This is a genomic window from Bradyrhizobium sp. CCBAU 11434 (genome assembly GCF_028128895.1).
Lineage (GTDB): Bacteria > Pseudomonadota > Alphaproteobacteria > Rhizobiales > Xanthobacteraceae > Bradyrhizobium > Bradyrhizobium zhengyangense.
Genome location: NZ_LBJX01000101.1, coordinates 140,527 through 157,995, shown reverse-complemented (window position 1 = coordinate 157,995; position 17,469 = coordinate 140,527). Strand labels below are relative to the sequence as shown.

Annotated in this window: 21 protein-coding genes and 1 tRNA gene; 13 read left to right on the top strand and 9 right to left on the bottom strand. The window is 63.3% G+C overall.

Translation table 11 applies throughout. From position 1 onward, the window contains the following. The first annotated feature begins 75 nt into the window (after window positions 1–75). Complete coding sequence (locus XI06_RS35395; protein WP_237864396.1) at window positions 76–447, top strand: ArsR/SmtB family transcription factor; 372 nt, start codon at window positions 76–78, stop codon at window positions 445–447. Between the two features lie 98 nt (window positions 448–545). Here XI06_RS35395 and XI06_RS35390 read toward each other — a convergent pair. Together XI06_RS35390 and XI06_RS35385 are read right to left on the bottom strand one after the other, a co-directional pair. Next, window positions 546–621, bottom strand: a tRNA-His gene (locus XI06_RS35390). A 54-nt stretch (window positions 622–675) separates the two neighbouring features. Next, entirely contained in the window at window positions 676–1,377 is a 702-nt protein-coding gene (locus XI06_RS35385) for a class I SAM-dependent methyltransferase (RefSeq protein ID WP_271607412.1), read from the bottom strand. Window positions 1,378–1,481: 104 nt separating this feature from the next. On the opposite strand from XI06_RS35385, the gene XI06_RS35380 reads away from it, so the two are divergent. Then, complete coding sequence (locus XI06_RS35380; protein ID WP_237864394.1) at window positions 1,482–2,006, top strand: Dps family protein; 525 nt, start codon at window positions 1,482–1,484, stop codon at window positions 2,004–2,006. Window positions 2,007–2,122: 116 nt separating this feature from the next. Here XI06_RS35380 and XI06_RS35375 read toward each other — a convergent pair whose 3' ends face one another. After that, entirely contained in the window at window positions 2,123–2,644 is a 522-nt protein-coding gene (locus XI06_RS35375) for a cupin domain-containing protein (protein ID WP_237872019.1), read from the bottom strand. A gap of 150 nt (window positions 2,645–2,794) precedes the next feature. Here XI06_RS35375 and XI06_RS35370 point away from each other — a divergent pair, with 150 nt between their 5' ends. After that, the gene (locus tag XI06_RS35370; protein WP_237864392.1) at window positions 2,795–3,010 is read left to right on the top strand and encodes a hypothetical protein; all 216 of its coding nucleotides are present in this window, start codon (window positions 2,795–2,797) and stop codon (window positions 3,008–3,010) included. A 44-nt stretch (window positions 3,011–3,054) separates the two neighbouring features. Here XI06_RS35370 and carA read toward each other — a convergent pair whose 3' ends face one another. Then, window positions 3,055–4,245, bottom strand: a complete 1,191-nt coding sequence (gene carA / locus XI06_RS35365; protein ID WP_237872021.1) for a glutamine-hydrolyzing carbamoyl-phosphate synthase small subunit — start codon at window positions 4,243–4,245, stop codon at window positions 3,055–3,057. A gap of 229 nt (window positions 4,246–4,474) precedes the next feature. Here carA and XI06_RS35360 point away from each other — a divergent pair, with 229 nt between their 5' ends. The 5 genes from XI06_RS35360 to XI06_RS35340 all read left to right on the top strand — a co-directional run bounded on the left by XI06_RS35360 (window position 4,475) and on the right by XI06_RS35340 (window position 8,776). Beyond that, on the top strand, window positions 4,475–4,930 hold the full coding sequence (locus XI06_RS35360; protein ID WP_271607411.1) for a GatB/YqeY domain-containing protein: 456 nt from the start codon (window positions 4,475–4,477) through the stop codon (window positions 4,928–4,930). An 89-nt stretch (window positions 4,931–5,019) separates the two neighbouring features. Then, window positions 5,020–6,156, top strand: a complete 1,137-nt coding sequence (locus tag XI06_RS35355; RefSeq protein ID WP_271607410.1) for an epoxide hydrolase family protein — start codon at window positions 5,020–5,022, stop codon at window positions 6,154–6,156. Between the two features lie 3 nt (window positions 6,157–6,159). Continuing rightward, window positions 6,160–7,770 carry an acyl-CoA synthetase gene (locus XI06_RS35350; RefSeq protein WP_271607409.1) on the top strand — a complete coding sequence of 537 codons (1,611 nt, stop codon included), beginning with the start codon at window positions 6,160–6,162 and terminating at the stop codon, window positions 7,768–7,770. A 9-nt stretch (window positions 7,771–7,779) separates the two neighbouring features. Continuing rightward, on the top strand, window positions 7,780–8,247 hold the full coding sequence (locus tag XI06_RS35345) for a MarR family winged helix-turn-helix transcriptional regulator (RefSeq protein ID WP_271607408.1): 468 nt from the start codon (window positions 7,780–7,782) through the stop codon (window positions 8,245–8,247). An 88-nt stretch (window positions 8,248–8,335) separates the two neighbouring features. Next, window positions 8,336–8,776, top strand: coding sequence for a hypothetical protein (locus XI06_RS35340; protein WP_237864386.1), 441 nt, complete (start codon window positions 8,336–8,338; stop codon window positions 8,774–8,776). Here XI06_RS35340 and XI06_RS35335 read toward each other — a convergent pair. Beyond that, window positions 8,773–11,001 carry an ATP-binding protein gene (locus XI06_RS35335; protein ID WP_271607407.1) on the bottom strand — a complete coding sequence of 743 codons (2,229 nt, stop codon included), beginning with the start codon at window positions 10,999–11,001 and terminating at the stop codon, window positions 8,773–8,775. The genes XI06_RS35340 and XI06_RS35335 overlap by 4 nt on opposite strands. 228 nt (window positions 11,002–11,229) lie before the next feature. Here XI06_RS35335 and XI06_RS35330 point away from each other — a divergent pair, with 228 nt between their 5' ends. Together XI06_RS35330 and XI06_RS35325 are read left to right on the top strand one after the other, a co-directional pair. Continuing rightward, window positions 11,230–12,003 carry a DUF2189 domain-containing protein gene (locus XI06_RS35330; RefSeq protein ID WP_271607406.1) on the top strand — a complete coding sequence of 258 codons (774 nt, stop codon included), beginning with the start codon at window positions 11,230–11,232 and terminating at the stop codon, window positions 12,001–12,003. Window positions 12,004–12,310: 307 nt separating this feature from the next. Beyond that, complete coding sequence (locus tag XI06_RS35325) at window positions 12,311–12,490, top strand: hypothetical protein (protein ID WP_237864383.1); 180 nt, start codon at window positions 12,311–12,313, stop codon at window positions 12,488–12,490. Between the two features lie 18 nt (window positions 12,491–12,508). Here the strand turns inward: XI06_RS35325 and XI06_RS35320 are convergent, their stop codons facing one another. Genes XI06_RS35320 through XI06_RS35310 form a run of 3 tightly spaced genes read right to left on the bottom strand, consistent with a single transcriptional unit; the run spans window position 12,509 to window position 13,795 of the window. Beyond that, window positions 12,509–13,021 carry an SRPBCC family protein gene (locus XI06_RS35320; RefSeq protein ID WP_237864382.1) on the bottom strand — a complete coding sequence of 171 codons (513 nt, stop codon included), beginning with the start codon at window positions 13,019–13,021 and terminating at the stop codon, window positions 12,509–12,511. After that, window positions 13,018–13,488 (bottom strand): SRPBCC family protein, encoded by a 471-nt coding sequence (locus XI06_RS35315; RefSeq protein ID WP_271607405.1) that lies wholly within the window; start codon window positions 13,486–13,488, stop codon window positions 13,018–13,020. The genes XI06_RS35320 and XI06_RS35315 overlap by 4 nt, the downstream gene beginning before the upstream one ends. After that, window positions 13,481–13,795, bottom strand: a complete 315-nt coding sequence (locus XI06_RS35310) for an ArsR/SmtB family transcription factor (protein ID WP_237864380.1) — start codon at window positions 13,793–13,795, stop codon at window positions 13,481–13,483. The genes XI06_RS35315 and XI06_RS35310 overlap by 8 nt, the downstream gene beginning before the upstream one ends. Before the next feature lie 117 nt (window positions 13,796–13,912). On the opposite strand from XI06_RS35310, the gene XI06_RS35305 reads away from it, so the two are divergent. Genes XI06_RS35305 through XI06_RS35295 form a run of 3 tightly spaced genes read left to right on the top strand, consistent with a single transcriptional unit; the run spans window position 13,913 to window position 16,576 of the window. After that, the gene (locus tag XI06_RS35305; protein WP_237864379.1) at window positions 13,913–15,358 is read left to right on the top strand and encodes an LVIVD repeat-containing protein; all 1,446 of its coding nucleotides are present in this window, start codon (window positions 13,913–13,915) and stop codon (window positions 15,356–15,358) included. Between the two features lie 2 nt (window positions 15,359–15,360). After that, window positions 15,361–15,906 (top strand): hypothetical protein, encoded by a 546-nt coding sequence (locus XI06_RS35300; RefSeq protein ID WP_271607404.1) that lies wholly within the window; start codon window positions 15,361–15,363, stop codon window positions 15,904–15,906. Window positions 15,907–15,958: 52 nt separating this feature from the next. Then, window positions 15,959–16,576, top strand: a complete 618-nt coding sequence (locus tag XI06_RS35295; RefSeq protein WP_237864655.1) for a LysE family translocator — start codon at window positions 15,959–15,961, stop codon at window positions 16,574–16,576. 47 nt (window positions 16,577–16,623) lie between these two features. Here XI06_RS35295 and XI06_RS35290 read toward each other — a convergent pair whose 3' ends face one another. Next, on the bottom strand, window positions 16,624–17,430 hold the full coding sequence (locus XI06_RS35290) for an N-formylglutamate amidohydrolase (RefSeq protein ID WP_271607403.1): 807 nt from the start codon (window positions 17,428–17,430) through the stop codon (window positions 16,624–16,626). Window positions 17,431–17,469 lie beyond the last annotated feature (39 nt).

Sequence of the window (17,469 nt, the reverse complement as noted above, 5' to 3'; positions counted from 1 at the left end):
AATAAGCTGATTTGAGAGTCAATTGGTTCAAGAACTATTGAACATTGGGCCAGCATCGCTATGATTCCCCGCATCATGAGCCGCACGCCGCCCCATCCCACGCGAGAGCAGATCGAGCTGCCGCTGGTTCTGGATTGCCTGAGCGATCCGATCCGGCTCGCCATCGTTTATCAGCTCGCCCAGCAGGAACGTGTCAGCAGCGAGCTCTGCTGCGGCGACTTCAACGGCCTCGCCGGCAAGTCGAACCTCACCTATCACTTTGCGAAGCTGCGCGATTGCGGGCTGATGCAGACGCGCGTCGCAGGCACGAACCGCTTCATGCGGCTGCGTCGCGAGGATCTCGATGCGCGCTTTCCGGGCCTGCTCGATGCCGTGCTCAAGTCAGCGGCGAAGGATGCGGACCGGCTTCAGCTTGTTGCGGAGTGTGATGTGGTTGAGGCGGACTAATCTGTCTGCGCCACGCCCGGCTTCGCCCTTCGGGCTTCGCCGCGGCAGCCTTCGCTACGATGGGCTTGCCGAGCCGAAGCGGCGTCAGCCGCGAAGGCTGGAGACCCGGCCTGGATTTGAACCAGGATGAAGAGCAATGCACCGCTCTCGCGTAGACGCTTCCGCCACCGGGCCGCGGCGATCATTGCCGATCGAGGTGCGACAAGCCACCTCAGGTGGCGGTTATGCTTAACGCACCAGCGGCGGCCGCGCGATGAAGGTCATGCGCCAGCGATTGTGGCCGATATTGGTGGCGGCGCGCTGGCCGGCGAGTCCGGCCGACTTCAGCTTGGCCGTGATCTCGTCCTCACTGTAGCGCTGCAATCCGATGCGCGACCGCAAATGACGGTAATCCGACAGCGCGGTGCTGACGAGCCCGATCAGCGCATCCTTCAGGAAGCCGTGACGAAGTCCGAACGACAGCAGTGCCGCCACGTCCCTGAACATGCCGACGTGCGGCTGGAGAATATCGCCGAGCACCAGCTTGCCTGATGGCTTCAGGATCCGCCTCACATTGCGGAGCGCGGCATCGAGCTCCTCGGATGTCATGTATTGCGCGACCGAGTTCATCACGACGAGGTCGATTGACTGGTCCTGCATCTTGCTGACGTCGTCGAGCGAGCGGACGCGGATCCTGGTGTCGGGCGCAAACCGTGCGATCAGCCGGCCGCGCACACCCGGCGCGGGCTCGGCCAGAATCAGCTGGCCACAGGCTGACGCCACCTGGCTGGCCGAGAGCGCCTCGCCGCAGGCATAGTCGAGCACCGTCGCATCGGGCGAGGTGATGTAGCCGATGATGTCCCGCGCGATGATCTGGAAGTGCAAATCGCGATGCAACTTGCTGACATAGATCGTGTGCGTCGAGTCGTAATAATCGATCCAATCGTCCATGATATCCCGCCCGGGGGTTCCTGTCCGGGAACCGCGCTGCCTGCCTTGCGTTAGGGGTGCGACGGCGCGCCGTCAATGTCCGCGTCCTAACAGGAAGGTTTCCCGTGAGCAAAGCCCCCAACAAGGTCTCGCCCGATCTCGACACCCCCACTGATCTGCAGCCCCAGGCGGTCAACAAGGTTTCCGAGGCGCTCAACGTGCTTCTGGCCGATGCGTTCGCGCTGTACCTCAAGACCAAGAATTTCCACTGGCACATCAGCGGCCGGCATTTCCGGGACTATCATCTCTTGCTGGACGAGCAGTCCGACCAGATCTTCGCCACCACCGACCAGCTCGCCGAGCGCGTCCGCAAGATCGGCGGCACCACGCTGAAGTCGATCGGCCAGGTCGCAAAGCTCCAGACCATCAAGGACAATAACGAGGACTATGTCCCGCCGCGCGAGATGCTGCGCGAGCTGATGCAGGACAACAAGCACGTCGCCGCTAGCATGCGCAAGGCGCATGAGGTCTGCGACGACGCCGGTGATGTCGCCAGCGCCAGCATCCTCGAAGTCTTCATCGACGAGACCGAGCGGCGGACGTGGTTCTTGTTCGAAGCCACGCGGCAGGAGGGCGGCAACGAGGCGTAAGGGCACAAGTGCCGTAGGGTGGATTAGCCGAAGGCGTAATCCACCACGTCTGTTTCAACGGGAAAGGAAGAGGTGGATTACGCTTCGCTAATCCACCCTGCGTACCTTCGTTGCCGCTACCGCCACAACCGCATCAAGGCGCCGTGCCTTCCCGTCACCGGATCGGCCGGCGGCCGCGCAACGTTTGGAATCGTCTTCAGCGCCTTGGCATGGTTCTCGGGCGTTGCCCGCGTGATCTCCATCTTCGATCCCGGCGGATAGGCGCCGATCACGCAGAAATCATCGCTCGCTGTGATGCACTGATGCCCTGTGCCGGCCGGCAGGATCGCGATGTCGCCCGCTTTGATCTCCAGCTCCTGGCCATAGTCCCCACCGAATCGAACGCGGGCACGGCCGCGCGCGACGCCGAGCACCTCATGCACCGTCGCGTGGTAATGCAGATAATCGTAGACGCCGTTGCGCCATGTGCCGCCCCAATTGTTCGTCTCGAACAGGTTTTCGATGGCCTGTTCAGGCTGCTTTGGATCGAGCGTCACCGCGCCCTGGTAGATGAGGAAGGGAAGAATGTTGTTCGGCACGAGCCCGTCGTCCTCGAAGACGATGGCGAGCGGCTCGGCATAGTCGCGGACGACCGACATGGATGGGCTCCCGGGAGCATTGGACGAGGAGTCAAGACAGCGCGAGCGCCCTTTGTTCCTGTCGTCAGTCCATACGCTGGCTTGACGGAGATCAAGGCGCCAGTCGCCGTTCGAAGGCACGCAATTCCGGGAGAAATGGGATGGAACGCCATGTACGCATCCGACGTTGCGCAGCGTCATTTTTCGGCGGCCCTCGATGAGGCCGAGACCTCAGGTCTCGGTCACGAAGCCGTCTGTCGCGCCTTGCTCAATCTCGTGATCTCGAAATATCTGGAGACGAGGTCCGTCACCGATATCAAGGCCGAGCTGCGCTTCATCGCCGAGAATTGCGATCCTGACACGGACTTCATGTTCATGCGTCCGTGACGGCGCCATAGCCGGCGGTTTCGTCCGCCGGCGTCCTTGGGTCTTTACGCGCTCTTCTTCTGCCGCATCAGATCGGCAAAGCGCTGGAACAGATAGTGCGAGTCGCGCGGGCCCGGTGAGGCCTCCGGGTGATACTGCACCGAGAACACCGGCTTGCCGTCGAGCTGGATGCCGCAATTGGATCCATCGAACAGCGAGATGTGGGTCTGGGTCGCGCCCTTTGGCAACGTCGTCTCGTCCACGGCAAAGCCGTGGTTCATCGAGGTGATCTCGACCTTGCCGGTGGTCTCGTCCTTGACGGGATGATTGGCGCCGTGATGGCCCTGATGCATCTTCTTCGTCTTGGCGCCGACGGCGAGGCCGAGCATCTGGTGACCCAGGCAAATGCCGAAGGTCGGCGTGCCCGACTTGATGACGTCCCGGATCACAGGCACCGCGTATTTGCCGGTGGCGGCCGGATCGCCCGGACCGTTGGACAGGAACACGCCGTCCGGCTTCATCGCCAGAATGTCTTCAGATGACGTCGTCGCCGGCACCACCGTCACCTTGCAGCCGACGCCGGCGAGCAGGCGCAGAATGTTGCGCTTGATGCCGTAATCGATCGCGACGACGTTGAACTCGGCCTTGTCCTGACGGCCAAAACCCTTGTCCCAGAGCCAGGGCGTTTCGTCCCAGGTGAAGCGCTGGGCGGAGGTGACCATCGGCACGAGGTCCATGCCCTCGAGGCCGGGCCATTCGCGCGCTTCTTCCTTCAGGCCGTGCAGATCGAACTCGCCGTTCTTGGCGTGCGCGATCACGGCATTGGGCATGCCCTTGCTGCGGATCAGCGCGGTCAGCGCCCGCGTGTCGATGCCGGAAAGGCCGATGATGCCGCGTGCCTTCAGCCAGGCGTCGAGATGCTTGGTGGCGCGGTAGTTCGAGGGGGCGGTGATCGCGGTGCGCAGGATCACGCCGCGCGCGCCTGGCGTCGCGGCCATGTTCACCGTCTCGATGTCTTCCTCGTTGGTACCGACATTGCCGATATGCGGGAAAGTGAAGGTGATGAGCTGGCCGGCATAGGAGGGATCGGTGAGGATTTCCTCATAGCCGGTCATCGCGGTGTTGAAGCAGACTTCACCGACGGCGTGGCCTTCGGCGCCGAGACCAAAGCCTTCGAGCACCGTGCCATCGGCGAGCACGAGGAGCGCGGTCGGTTTATGGTCCGGCCAAGCGGGATCGTTGTCATGTTGTGTCATGAGCCCGCTTCATAAGCCCCCAACTCGCGCCCGTCAAAGCGGGAAACGCCGGATTCACATGCGTTTTTGCATATTTGACAGGTCTCTTCAGGGACTTAGGGTGAGTCCTGAAATTTTGCGCCGTTTTGGCCATCAGGCGGGAAACAATGAACCCCCCGTGACAGGTCCGCTATGGCCTCTTTCCCGCGAACGGCTTAGATCAGGGCCGAAGATTGAGAGGACGACGATCATGCTGCGCGACGACATCAACAATGCGGTCAAGGAGGCCATGAAGGCCAAGGAGGAGCGCAAGCTCTCCACGCTGCGCATGGTCAACTCGACCATCAAGAACGCCGACATCGATGCCCGCGGCCAGGGCAAGCCGCCGCTGTCCGACGCCGATCTGCTGGCCGTGCTGCAGAAGATGATCAAGCAGCGCCAGGAGGCCGTCGAGCTCTACGACAAGGGCGGCCGCGCCGAGCTGGCCGCGCAGGAGCGCGAGGAGATCGCGGTGATCTCGGCCTATCTGCCGAAGCAGATGTCGGACGACGAGGTCAAGAAGGCGATCTCGGATGCCATCGCTGAGACCGGCGCGGCCGGCATGAAGGACATGGGCAAGGTGATCGCGGTGCTGCGCGCGAAGTACGCAGGACAGATGGATTTCGGCAAGGCCAGCGGCCTCGTGAAGGCCGCGCTGTCGGGCTAGCTGCTCCCCCTCGAGGGGAGGATGGGCACCTTTGTCGCGGTTGAGATCCGGTCTACTCTCTCCTGATAGACAAAATCGGGAGCCAACCGATGACCGCCATCAAACCCTTCCGCATCGCCATCAGCGACGACATTCTCGCCGATCTCAAATCGCGCCTCGCCCGCACGCGCTGGCCCGAGGCCGAGCTGGTCGATGACTGGAGCCAGGGCGCGCCGCTGAAATGGATCCAGGAGATATGCGCCTACTGGGCGAACGGTTACGACTGGCGCGCACGTGAGGCAAAGCTCAACCGCTTCGACCAGTTCAGCACCGGGATCGACGGGCTCGACATCCACTTCCTGCATGTCCGTTCGAAGGAAGCGGGCGCGCTGCCGCTGATCATCACCCACGGCTGGCCCGGCTCGATCGTGGAATTCCAGAAGGTGATCGCGCCGCTCACCGATCCGGCTGCGCATGGCGGCAATCCCGCCGACGCCTTCCATGTGATCTGTCCTTCCTTGCCGGGCTTCGGCTTCTCTGCAAAACCCAAGACCACTGGCTGGGGCGTCGACCGCATCGCCGCAACCTGGGCCAAGCTGATGGATCGGCTGGGTTATACGCGCTACGGCGCGCAAGGCGGCGACTGGGGCTCGGCGGTGACGACCTCGCTCGGCGCGCAGGATGCGGAGCATTGCGCCGGCATCCACGTCACGCTCGCCTTCAACGCCGCGTCGAAGGTCGATGGCGAGCCGACGCCGGAGGAGAAGCGCGCGCTGGCCGGTCTCAAGCATTACGTCGATCTGGACTCCGGCTATTCAAAACAGCAATCGACGCGGCCGCAGACGCTTGGCTATGGCCTCACGGATTCGCCGAGCGGGCAGGCCGCCTGGATCCTGGAAAAATTCTGGGCCTGGACCGATTGCAACGGCCACCCCGAGAACATTTTCGACAAGGACGAGCTGCTCGACAACGTCATGCTCTACTGGACGACGGAGACGGCGACCTCGTCGGCGCGGCTCTACTGGGAGAGTTTTGGCAAGCGCCGCACGACGCCCAAGGTGACCGTGCCGACCGGCGTCGCCGTGTTTCCCAAGGAGATCATCACGCCGGTGCGACGCTGGATGGAGCCGAACTTTCTGGATATCACGCATTGGAGCGAGATGGAGAAGGGCGGGCACTTTGCGGCTTTCGAGCAGCCCGAGCTGTTCGTGCGCGATATCAGAAAATTCTTCGCGACGGTGCGCTGAGTCATGCTGACCGAAGCCGCAACCTACGACGAGCTCTATCGTAACTTCCGCTGGAACATCCCGGCGCGCTTCAACATCGCGGAGGCGTGCTGCGATCGCCATGCCGACGGCACCGGCCGGCTGGCGCTCGTTTATGTCGACGAGGTTGGTGCCACCACGCGCACCTCTTTCGACGAGGTCGCGGAGATGTCGCGCCGCTTCGCCAATGTGCTGAAGGCGGACGGGCTTTCGCGTGGCGATCGCGTCGCGGTGTTCCTGTCGCAGTCGCTGGAGCTGCCGATCGCGCATTTGGCGGCGTTCCGCTCCGGGCTGATCTCGATCCCGCTGTTCACGCTGTTCGGCGAGGATGCGCTGGAATTCCGACTGTCGAATTCGCAAGCGAAGGCGATCATCACGGACGAGGCAGGCTGGGAGAAGCTCACAAAGATCCGCGAACGGCTGCCTTATCTGCAGGACATCTACGTCACGAGCGGCGCCGTGCACGCCGGCGCGAAACCGTTCTGGTCGGCAATCGAAACCGCGTCCGAGGATTTTGCCAATGTCGACACCTCCGCCGACGATCCCGCGCTGATCATCTACACCTCGGGTACCACGGGCAATCCGAAGGGCGCGCTGCATGCGCATCGCGTCGTGCTCGGCCATCTGCCGAACGTCGAGATGTGTCACAACTTCCTGCCGCGTCCCGGCGACCTGATGTGGACGCCGGCAGACTGGGCCTGGATCGGCGGCCTCATCAACGGCCTGTTCGCCTTCTGGTATCACGGCATTCCGCTGGTCGGACATCGCGCGCGCAAATTCGAGCCGCAGGCGGCGATGCAGATGATGGCCGATCTCGGCGTCCGCAACGTCTTCCTGCCGCCGACCGCGCTGAAGCTGATGCGGCAGGCGGGCGTCAAACATCCCGGCGTCAAGCTGCGCAGTATTTTCACCGGCGGTGAATCGCTCGGCGGCGAGCTGCTCGGCTGGGTGCGGGACACCTTTGGCATCGATGCGCACGAAGTGTTCGGCCAGACCGAGTGCAATCTCGTGATCGGCAGCAACGCCCATCTGTTTCCGATCCGGCCCGGTTCGATGGGCAAGGCGACGCCGGGGTTCGACGTCCGTATCGTCAACGACAAGGGCGAGGAGCAGCCGCGCGGCCAGCGCGGCATTATCGGCGTTCGCCAGCCATGCCCCGTGACCATGCTCGAATACTGGCGTAACCCGGAGGCGACGGCGAAGAAGTACGCCGGGGAATTCCTGCTGACCGGCGATCTCGGCGTGCAGGATGACGACGGCTATTTCTGGTATGTCAGCCGCGAGGACGACGTCATCACCACGGCCGGCTATCGCGTCGGCCCGTCCGAGATCGAGCATACGTTGATGAAGCATCCTTCGGTGGCGATGGCTGCGGTGGTCGGCATTCCCGATCCGATCCGCACCGAATCGATCAAGGCCTGGATCGTGCTGCGCCCGGGCTTTGCGGCTGATGATGCGCTCGCGCGCGAGATCCAGGAGTTCGTCAAGGTGCAGCTCGCGGCCCACGAATATCCGCGTTACGTGGAATTCGCGGAGACCCTGCCAATGACGGCGACGGGAAAGGTGCTGCGGCGCGAACTGCGGGCAAGAGGTTAGCTTCCGACAATGCCGAAGACGTCTCACGCCGCGGGGCTGCACCGCGCCTCACTTGCGAAGCTCGATGATCTCGATGCGGCGCTGGAGCTCATGTATTATGGCTGGCGCGGGATGACGCTGGAGGCCGACGACTATCTGGCAAAGCAGGGCCTGTCGCGCTCGCACCATCGCATTCTCTACGTGGTGGCGCGCCGGCCGGATATCGCCATCGGGTCGCTGATCGAGGTCCTCGGCATTTCCAAGCAGGCGCTGAACCGGCCGCTCACTCTGTTGCTGGAACGCAAGCTGCTGACGTCGCAGCGGTCGCCCGAGCAGCATCGCTCGAAACTGTTGCGTCTGACGGCTGCGGGGCAGCGCATCGAGCAAACGGCCTCGGGGCATGAGCGCGAGGTCATGCGCAAGGCATTTGATCGCGTCGGCGCCCGCGGCGCGGCGGCCTGGATGGCCGTCATGAAGACGATCGCCGACAATAACTGATCGGCTTTCAAGTCAATAGTGTTGACATGAAAGGTAAGCTTTGCCAATTTCCTCATGAGCCGGAAGAGGCTTGTGTTGGAAAATGATCATGCACCTTTCGGATTTCGTCCTGCTGCTCAACACGCTGTGGTTCGGTGGCGCTTTCATCCAGTTCAGTATCGCGCAAACGAACACGTTGAAGATCCTGCTGCCGCGGGAAGAGCGCAGCAATCCGATCGCGCCGACGCTGGCGGCCAGCGTAGCTTTCCTCGGCGGGATGAATCTGCCGATCGGTCTACTCTCGTTCTATTTGCTGGCGGCGCGTCCGTCGTTCTTCCAGCCGGTCGAAGCGCAGCTTGCGCTGTTTCTGTTCTTCGCCGCCTGCCATTTCAGCCAATTCGCCTATAATCTTCCCGTGCTGATGCGCGGCGGACGCGTCGGGGTGGCTTACTGGCCGGTGCTGAAAGGCCCGATGCTCAGGATCTTCGTCATCGACGCAACGCTGTTTGCGGCCAATCTCGGCGTCGCGCTGCTGCTCATATCTCGTTAGCGCGATGGCGCCGACAACGCGGACCGCAGCATCGCGGCGAGGTCCTGCCGCTTGAACGGTTTTGTCAGAATGCGGGCGTCGATCCCGTCGGGAGTCTTGACCGGAGTCTGGCTGTAGCCGGAGGTGAACAGCACTTTGAGGTCAGGCCGCAGCGCTGTAGCTTGCCGCGCCAGTTCCGGTCCGAACATGCCGCCGGGCATCACGACATCCGTGAACAGCAGATGGATGTCGCCGGGCTCGCGCAGGACATCCAGCGCCGTGGGCCCGTTCGACGTCGCGATGACACGGTAGCCGAGCGTCCGCAGCTCGCTCTCGACATAGGCGCGCACCATATCGTCGTCTTCGACCACGAGAATGGTCCCGCTTGCCTCGGGTGGGAGGATCGGTTCCGCGGGAGCCGGCTCCTCGTTCGGCGCCGAAGCGATACGTGGGAAGAACAGCCTGACGACGCTGCCTTCCCTGGGCTCGGACTGGAGCTGCACGAGTCCGCCGGACTGTTGCGCAAACCCGTAGACCATGCTCAGGCCGAGGCCTGTGCCCTTGCCGACCTCCTTGGTGGTGAAGAACGGCTCGAACGCGCGGTTCGCGACATCAGCTGCCATGCCGCAGCCGGTGTCGGTTACGGCCACCATGACGTAATCGCCGGGCCGCGGCTCGCCGTCGACGTCGAGTTCGGACGGACCGAGCGAAATATTGCGCACCTCGACCGTCAGTCTGCCGCCGTCAGGCATGGCATCGCGCGCGTTGAGCACGAGGTTGAGCAAGGCGGTTGCGAGCTGGCCTGGATCGACGCTGGCCGGCCACAGATCGGCGCCGAAGGCGAAGCTGCATTCGATGTGCTCGCCGAGCGACCGGCGCAGCAACTGCTCCATGCCGACGACCTTCTCGGCGATGTCGATCTCGCGCGGTCTTAAGGGCTGCTTGCGCGCGAAGGCGAGCAGGCTTCGCGTCAGGTCGGAGCCGCGTTCGGCCGCCGTCGCGATATCGCTCGCGATCCGGTGCAGTTCCTTGTTGTCCGCCAGCCTGTCGGCGAGATGCTCGGAGTTGCCGAGGATGACGGTCAAGAGATTGTTGAAGTCATGCGCCACACCGCCGGTGAGCTGGCCCATGGCCTCCATCTTCTGGGACTGGCTGAGCTTGTGGCTGAGGTCGGCGATGGCGGCGCGCTGCTGCTCGAGCGACTCCGCGGTGTCGTTGAGCAGCATCATCAATCCGCCGAGCTCCCCGCGCGGATGCGGCGGCGGAATGCGTGCGCTGAGATCGCCGAGCCCCAGCCGCTTCGCCATCGTGGCGAGCCGGCCGACCTGGCGTCCGACGCTGACGGTTGCGAGGATCCAGACGCCGGCGAGCAGCAGCAGCGAGGCCACTGCGAGGATCGCCAGATCCTCGTAGAGCCGGCGGTTCGCCGCCGCGACCAGTCCGTCCTTGGAGCGTCCAACGATAATATAAAGGCCGGCCTTGCGGATCGACGGCGAGCGGGCGACAGCCCAGACCTGCGTGTGGCCCGTGCGATCGGTGACCTCGCGAGATGCCGCACCATCGGGCGACGACGCAAAGCGAAACAGATCGGAGCCGGCGATCGACGCGCCGACCGGATCGCTCCAGCCGCCGCCCTTGGGGGCGACCAGCACCGTACCCTTGCTGTCGACGAACAGGATCTCCTTCTCGGCGAGCAACCGCCTGTCGTGAAACTCCGCGAACTTGTTCAGGTTGAACGAGGCGAGCAGGACGAATTTCAGCGCGCCGGCGTCAGAGCGCGCCGGATAGGCAATCTGGAGGACCGACAGTCCGGTCAGGCGGCCGAACACCGGCTCCAGCGCGACGGTACCTTGCGAGACCTTGGCCTGCCTGAAATAGGCACGATCATTCAGATCGAGCGTGCGGTTGCTGCGGAGCGAGTCGCAGAACAGGCTGCCGTCCGGATTAATCGTCAAGATTCCCGTGAACTGCGGATACTCCTCGCGCACATCGGACAGAAACGCAGAGCACGCCGCCTTGTCGCTTGTGTCGAGATCGCGGGCGCGGGCAAGGCCATAGTCAAGCTGGGCAGTGCCTTGGATCTTCTCGTCGAGATCGCTGGCAATGTCGTCGGCTGAAGCGACGAGATTGGCCAGCGCAGCGTTGATCTCGCTGGTCCGGTTCTGCACGAAGCGCAAGCCGACGAGGCTCGCCGGCACCAGCATGGCCGCGATGACGAGGATCAGTAACCGGGTACGCAGGCTCATCGATCTGCCGGTCCGCTGTTGGAGGTACAATTTGCGGCACGATCGTCTGCCCCGTCCATAGGCGTCGGTGCGAAATATAGTACCGAAGGCTAAAGATTTTGCCACCGGCGCATTGCGGTGTCGCTGGCAACCTCCCGCTATCAGGCATCAAGTTGCGCCCACGCGCAGTGGCGCTAATATTGCGCTCTGCGCGCGACAAAAGATCGCGCCGATGAGCGGAGGAAGCTGATGTCCATCTCGGGCAAGGTCGATCCGGTGGTGCGTCCTGTTGCGGCGACCGACATCGCCGAGTCGCTGGTCGAGGGCCTGCGCGATTTCCAGGCGCTGCCGATTTACGGGCTCTGCTTCGGCGCGCTCTACGCCGCCGGCGGCATCACCATCATGCTCTGCCTCACCGCCTTCGGCATGGTCTATCTCGTCTATCCGCTGGCGGCCGGTTTTGCGCTGATCGGACCCTTCGTCGCGATCGGCCTTTATGAGGTGAGCCGCCGCCGCGAGCGCGGCGAGCCCGTCTCTTTCGGTGCGCTCTGGTCGGCGATCCGCTCGCGCAGCGAAATAGGCTGGATGGCCTTCGTCACGCTGTTCGTGTTCGTGATCTGGATGTACCAGGTGCGGCTGTTGATCGCATTGTTGCTGGGCCTGCACGCCTCGTTCTCGAGCTTGCAGGAATTCATGACCGTGGTGCTGACCACCAACGAGGGCTTGCTGTTCCTCGCGATCGGCAATGCGGTCGGCGCGGCGTTGTCGTTGATCCTGTTTTCACTGACCGTGGTGTCGTTTCCGCTGCTGCTCGATCGCGAGGTCGATTTCGTCACCGCGATGGTGACGAGCGTGCGCGCGGTGGTGACGAGCCCGCTGCCGATGATCGGCTGGGCCGCTGTCATCGTGATCCTGCTGATCGTGTCGGCGCTGCCGTATTTCCTCGGCCTGGTGGTGACGCTGCCGGTGCTCGGGCATGCGACATGGCATCTCTATCGGCGGCTGGTGGTGCCGGTGGCATAAAAGAGGCGCCGGACGCAACGGAAACGGGCTATTCGTCCGTTTCGCCGGCGTTATTCGACCGACAGAGCATTCGGCGCTGCAAAAGCCCGGGGCGGGGCGAGAAAACGATAGCTAATTGCTGTGATTGCGCGCACGGTGCGCCAATGTCGGAAAGAACAGCCGTCTTTGCGCGCACGCGACGCGACGAATATGCGCGGGCAATGTGAACAAACTCATCCTTCACACCCGTGGATGCTGCTGATCACGACGGATGCCTGAAAGATTTCACTGCAGTTCGATGTGAACGAACGCCAACCGAAAGCACCTGATGCAAACTCTCTCCCCACGGCACGTCAAGACAGAAGAAGCGCTCCGGCTCGGCGTGGAGTCGGGCTGGTACGCAATCAAGGTCAGCGGGACCTTCGTCTCGGGACCGCACGACTCCGAAGCGGATTGCCATCGCAAGATCGACGAGATTCATCCACCGCCGGTGAAGAAGAAGCGATGAGGCCGCAGATTCTGGCCACTACGGCGTCTTGATCCCCATCGCCTTCAGCGCCGCCAGCATCCGTGCCGGCGGTGCTGTCTTGATCTGCGGCGCCTTTCCTGTCTCCAGCAGGCTCTTCAGCCCCGACAGGATCGCCGGCCAGCCGGCGCGGCCGCCGGAGAGGATGTCGTCGCTGAGATCGCGATCGTGGCGTTCGCTCATGATGAGACGGACGGCTTCTCCGGCTTGCTCGATCTCGTAGGTCACGAGCGTGGTGCCGAGCTTGGCGACGAGGTCGGGCCAGTTGACGTTCCATGTCACCGTCAGCTTCCTCGGCGGATCGTATTCGAAGACTTCACCAGAAATGTGCTCCGAGCCGTCAGGCGCGCGCACGACAAACGTGCCGCCAAGCTTCGGCTGCATCTCCACGGCGAAGCCCGAAAAATACTTTCTGCTGAATTCGGCCGAGGTGAGGGCCTCCCACACCTTCTCCGGCGTCGAGGCGATGTAGATGGTGTAGACCGTGAGGGGCTTGAACTGGTCGAGATTCATTTTGCGTCGAATCCCTTGTTGAGGGCTGCGCGCGTGATGTTGAGCAGCTTGCCGGTCTCGAGCAGGCTCTTGAGCTGCGACAGAATGGCCGGCCAGCCGTTGGAGACGGCGCCGAGATATTTGCCGCCCTCGATGAAGCCATCATGCAGCACGGTCAAACGCACGACCGGTCCGAAGGGTTCGATGGTGAAGACGACGCGCGAGATCGGCTCGCCGCGCAGTTCTTCATATTTCAGATGCTTGAAGCTGTAGGACAGCCGTCGCGGCGGATCGGCCTCGAGGATTTCGCCGGCATCGGTGACCTCGCCGTCCAGCGAAAGCGCAAAGGGCGAGCCGACCTTCCAGTCGGAGCGGACCTCGGCGCCGAACCAATATTGCCTGGTGAACTCGCTTGACGTCAGCGCCTGCCACAGCTTTTCCGGCGTGGTCTCGATGTAGGTGACATAGACGAATTGTGGCTTACTCATCACGCTTCTCCAACTGGCGTTTCAATTCGCCGAGTGCGGCGAGCTTGCCGCGCTCGAATTTCCTGATCCAGCGCTCGCCGATCTGGTGGATCGGCACCGGGTTGAGATAGTGCAGCTTCTCGCGGCCATGCTTGATGGTCGTGACCAGATTGGCCTCTTCCAGAATGACCAGGTGTTTCGTCACGGCTTGGCGCGTCATCGCGAGGCCTTCGCAAAGCTCGTTTAGCGTCTGGCCGTTCCTGGCGTGAAGCCGGTCCAGCAGCGACCGTCGCGATGTGTCGGCGAGCGCTTTGAAGACTTCATCCATGGCGGCGATATTAAGCAACCAAATGGTTGCCTGTCAAGATGGTGTCTTTGGCGCGTGCGATCGGCTGTGCTAACCTTGACGCTCAGCCAACGCAGATTGGTTCCGGGGAGGACCTTGATGTTCCGTTGCGTCTTGACTGCTGCCGCCCTCGTCTTTTTCGCCGGCAGCACTTTTGTTCACGCCCAGAAGCAGACGATCGGCGCGCCGCCTGAGGCGTCGAACATGAAGCTCGTCGGCAGCAACGATCTTCAGGGGCGCAGCGCCTATCAGCCGACCATCCATCATCAGGGCGACCGCTGGATCGCCTATATCGGTCATCATGGCGGCACCGATGACGTGCTGGCGCCTGTCAATCCGATGACCGGCAAGGCGGAGCCGAACGGGACCTCGATCATCGACGTCACCGATCCCGCGCATCCCAAATATCTCAGGCACCTGCCGGGGCAGGAGGGCAAATATGAATCCGGCGGCGCGCAGATGGTGCGCGTGTGCGACGGCAAGACCTTGCCGAAGGGCGATCCCAACGCGGTCTACATGTTGCGCACCTTCGGCAGCCAGGCGCATGAGATCTGGAACGTCGCCGATCCCGCCAACCCCGCGCTGATCACGCGTCTCGGCGGCTTGAAGGACACGCACAAGAGCTGGTGGGAATGCGACACCGGCATTGCCTATCTCGTCTCGGGCGCGCCGGACTGGCGCACGCGGCGCATGACGCAGATCTACGATCTCTCGGATCCGGCGCATCCGCAAAAGATCCGCGACTTTGGCCTGCCCGGCCAGGAGCCCGGGTCGACCGGCGCGGTGCCGACCGAATTGCACGGACCGATCTCGACCGGGCCGAACGGCAACCGCGTCTATTTCGGCTATGGCACCAACAAGGGCGGCATCCTGCAGATCGTCGATCGCGAGAAGCTGCTGACGGGGCCGAAGGAGCCGACGCCCGACAATCTGCGCTTTCCCGAGATATCGCGGCTGCCGATGTCCGCCTTCAACGGCGCGCACACGACGTTTCCGATGCTCGATATGCCCGTCGCTGAGTTTGCCGAGGACAAGGACGGCAAGACGCGCGACATCGTCATGATCGTGGATGAAGCGATCCTCAACGAATGCGGCGAGGCCAGGCAGATGGTGTGGTTCGCCGACGTCACCACCGAGACGCGGCCGATGATGATCTCGAGCTACACCGTGCCGGAGGCCAGCGGACAGTTCTGCCAGCGCGGCGGCCGTTTCGGCTCGCATTCGTCGAATGAGAGCATGGCGCCGGTCTATTACAAGAAGATGGCTTTCATCGCCTTCTTCAACGCCGGCGTTCGCGCGCTCGACATCCGCGATCCCTATCATCCCAAGGAAGTCGGCTATTTCATCCCGGCGATCACGCAGGCGACCGACAAGCGCTGCATTCCCGTGGAGGGCGGCGAGCGCTGCAAGGTCGCGATCCAGACCAACAATGTCGAGACCGACGATCGCGGCTACATCTACATCGTCGATCGTGCCAACACCGGCCTGCACATCCTCGAACTGGCCGGAGCGGCGCGCGCCGTCGCCGGCTTGCCGAAGAATTGACGATGCGGCGCGCGGCGACGATTGCGGCCACCCTGATGGCGCTCGGCGCGTCAGGTGTCGGCGCCTATCAGCTTGCGCCGTCGTCTGCGCCGCTATCTGCCGGATGGCGCGAGATCGCCTGGCCGTTCCCGCGCGACGGCTGGCCCGCTGGGCGTGCGTTCCACTGCGAGGGAGGGGCTTGCGACGGCGCCGAGCTCTACGTTCGCGCCAAACGCGGCTTTTGCAATTGCGACAGCGGTGTCGCCGATGACGACGAGGTCGATCGCGTCGCCGATATCGATCTGATCACCCCGCGCTTTAGCGCGACTGCGCCGGGTGAAGTCGTGCATGTCGGCGAGATGCACGGCCGTGCGCGGCGCTATGATCTTGCGATCCTTGACGGCACTAGCCGCGCCGCGGTCGGTGTTGCGCTCTCGCGGCGCTGCGATCTCTTCGTTGCGGCGGCGCAGGGGCGGGGTGATGCCAACGCGATGCAGCGTGCGGCGCTCGCTTTTCTCGAGACCCAGGAGATGAAAGCGTGGGTCGTTGCGGCGCTGGACGGAAACTAGTTGTCATGCATTAATACCCGCAAACACCGCCATCAGCAGAGTTCTCCCCATGATGTCCATGCAAGCCTATCTCGCTTTCATCGCCGCCTGCATTGCGCTCGCGCTGCTGCCGGGGCCGATCGTGACCCTCGTTATCGCCAACGGCCTGCGCCATGGCACGCGAGCCGCGCTGACCAACATTCTCGGCGTGCAGATGGGGCTGTTGATCGTGATAGGCATCCTTGCGGTCGGCCTCACAACGCTGATGGCGACGATGGGCTATTGGTTCAACTGGGTGCGCTTTGCGGGCGCGGCCTATCTGGTCTGGCTCGGCATCAAGCTGATCCGCTCTCCGGTGCAGGGCGTCGACGCGGACGCGCCGCCTCCTCCCCCTCGCGGAGGCTTTCTTTTGCAGGGCTTTGTCGTGGCGTTGTCGAACCCGAAGCTGCTGGTGTTCTTCGGTGCGTTCATTCCGCAATTCATGGACATGAGCAAGGATCATTTGTCGCAGGTCCTGGTGCTCGGCATCACCTTCATGGTGCTGGCCGGCCTGACCGACGGAATCTACGCGCTGCTTGCCGGCCAGGTCCGCGGCTTCTTCTCGGCGCGCCGCACCCGCCTGGTGTCGCGCGTCTCTGGCGGCTTCATGATCGGCGGCGGCATCTGGCTGGCGCTGATTCGGGCCAAGTAAGCTTGAACCTTCGCCGCGCTCGCGCTGTTCGTGGCGACGCGCGGCGGCTAGCCGACCAGCAGCGCCGGCTTCAACTCCACCTCGATCTCCGCGAAGATCCGCGCCAGCCGCTCGGCCCATTGCTGCTGGCCGGATTGATCCGCGATCAGGTCCTGGCGGATCTCGATGCCGGTGTTGACGAGACCGCGCGCCTCGCCATGGATGGGGATGGTGTAGTCGCTGAGATCGCTCACCGCATAGGGCTCGTTGTCGCCGACGACGAGATCGCCCTCGGAGCGCAAGTGCTTCAGCAGCAGCTGCGGCAGCACCTTGTCGCGATTGTACAGCGCGCCGATGTGCCAGGGCCGCGCGACGCCGGCATAGACGGGCGTGAAGCTGTGCAGCGACACCAGCACCGTCGGCTGCTTCGCGTGGATCCGGCTGTCGATCACCGCGTCGATGCGCTGATGATAGGGCTCGAAGATCTCGCGCCGCCGTGCCGCGCGTTCACCGTCCGAGAGGCCTTCGTTGCGCGGGATCGCGGTCGCTTCGGAAATGACGGGGATCGAGCTCGCCACGCCGGGCGAGCGGTTGCAGTCGATCACGAGCCGCGAATAGCGCTGCGCGATCAGATGCGCGTTAAGCATGTTTGCGAGCCGCTCCGCGACGCCGGCGATGCCGATGTCCCAGGCGATGTGCCTGACAAGCTCGTCTTCCGATACACCGAGATCGCCGAGCGCACGCGGCAGAATGCGGCCGTAATGGTCCGATGTGAGCAGAAAGGGCGATGTCCCCTCTGCATTCACCTCATGCACTGGCGGAATATCGTCGTTGCCAAGGAGTTGATCCGTCGCCCCGACTGTGTTGAAAGCCATCCTGATTGCCTATCGAAAAAGCAGTCGCCCCGGACATTG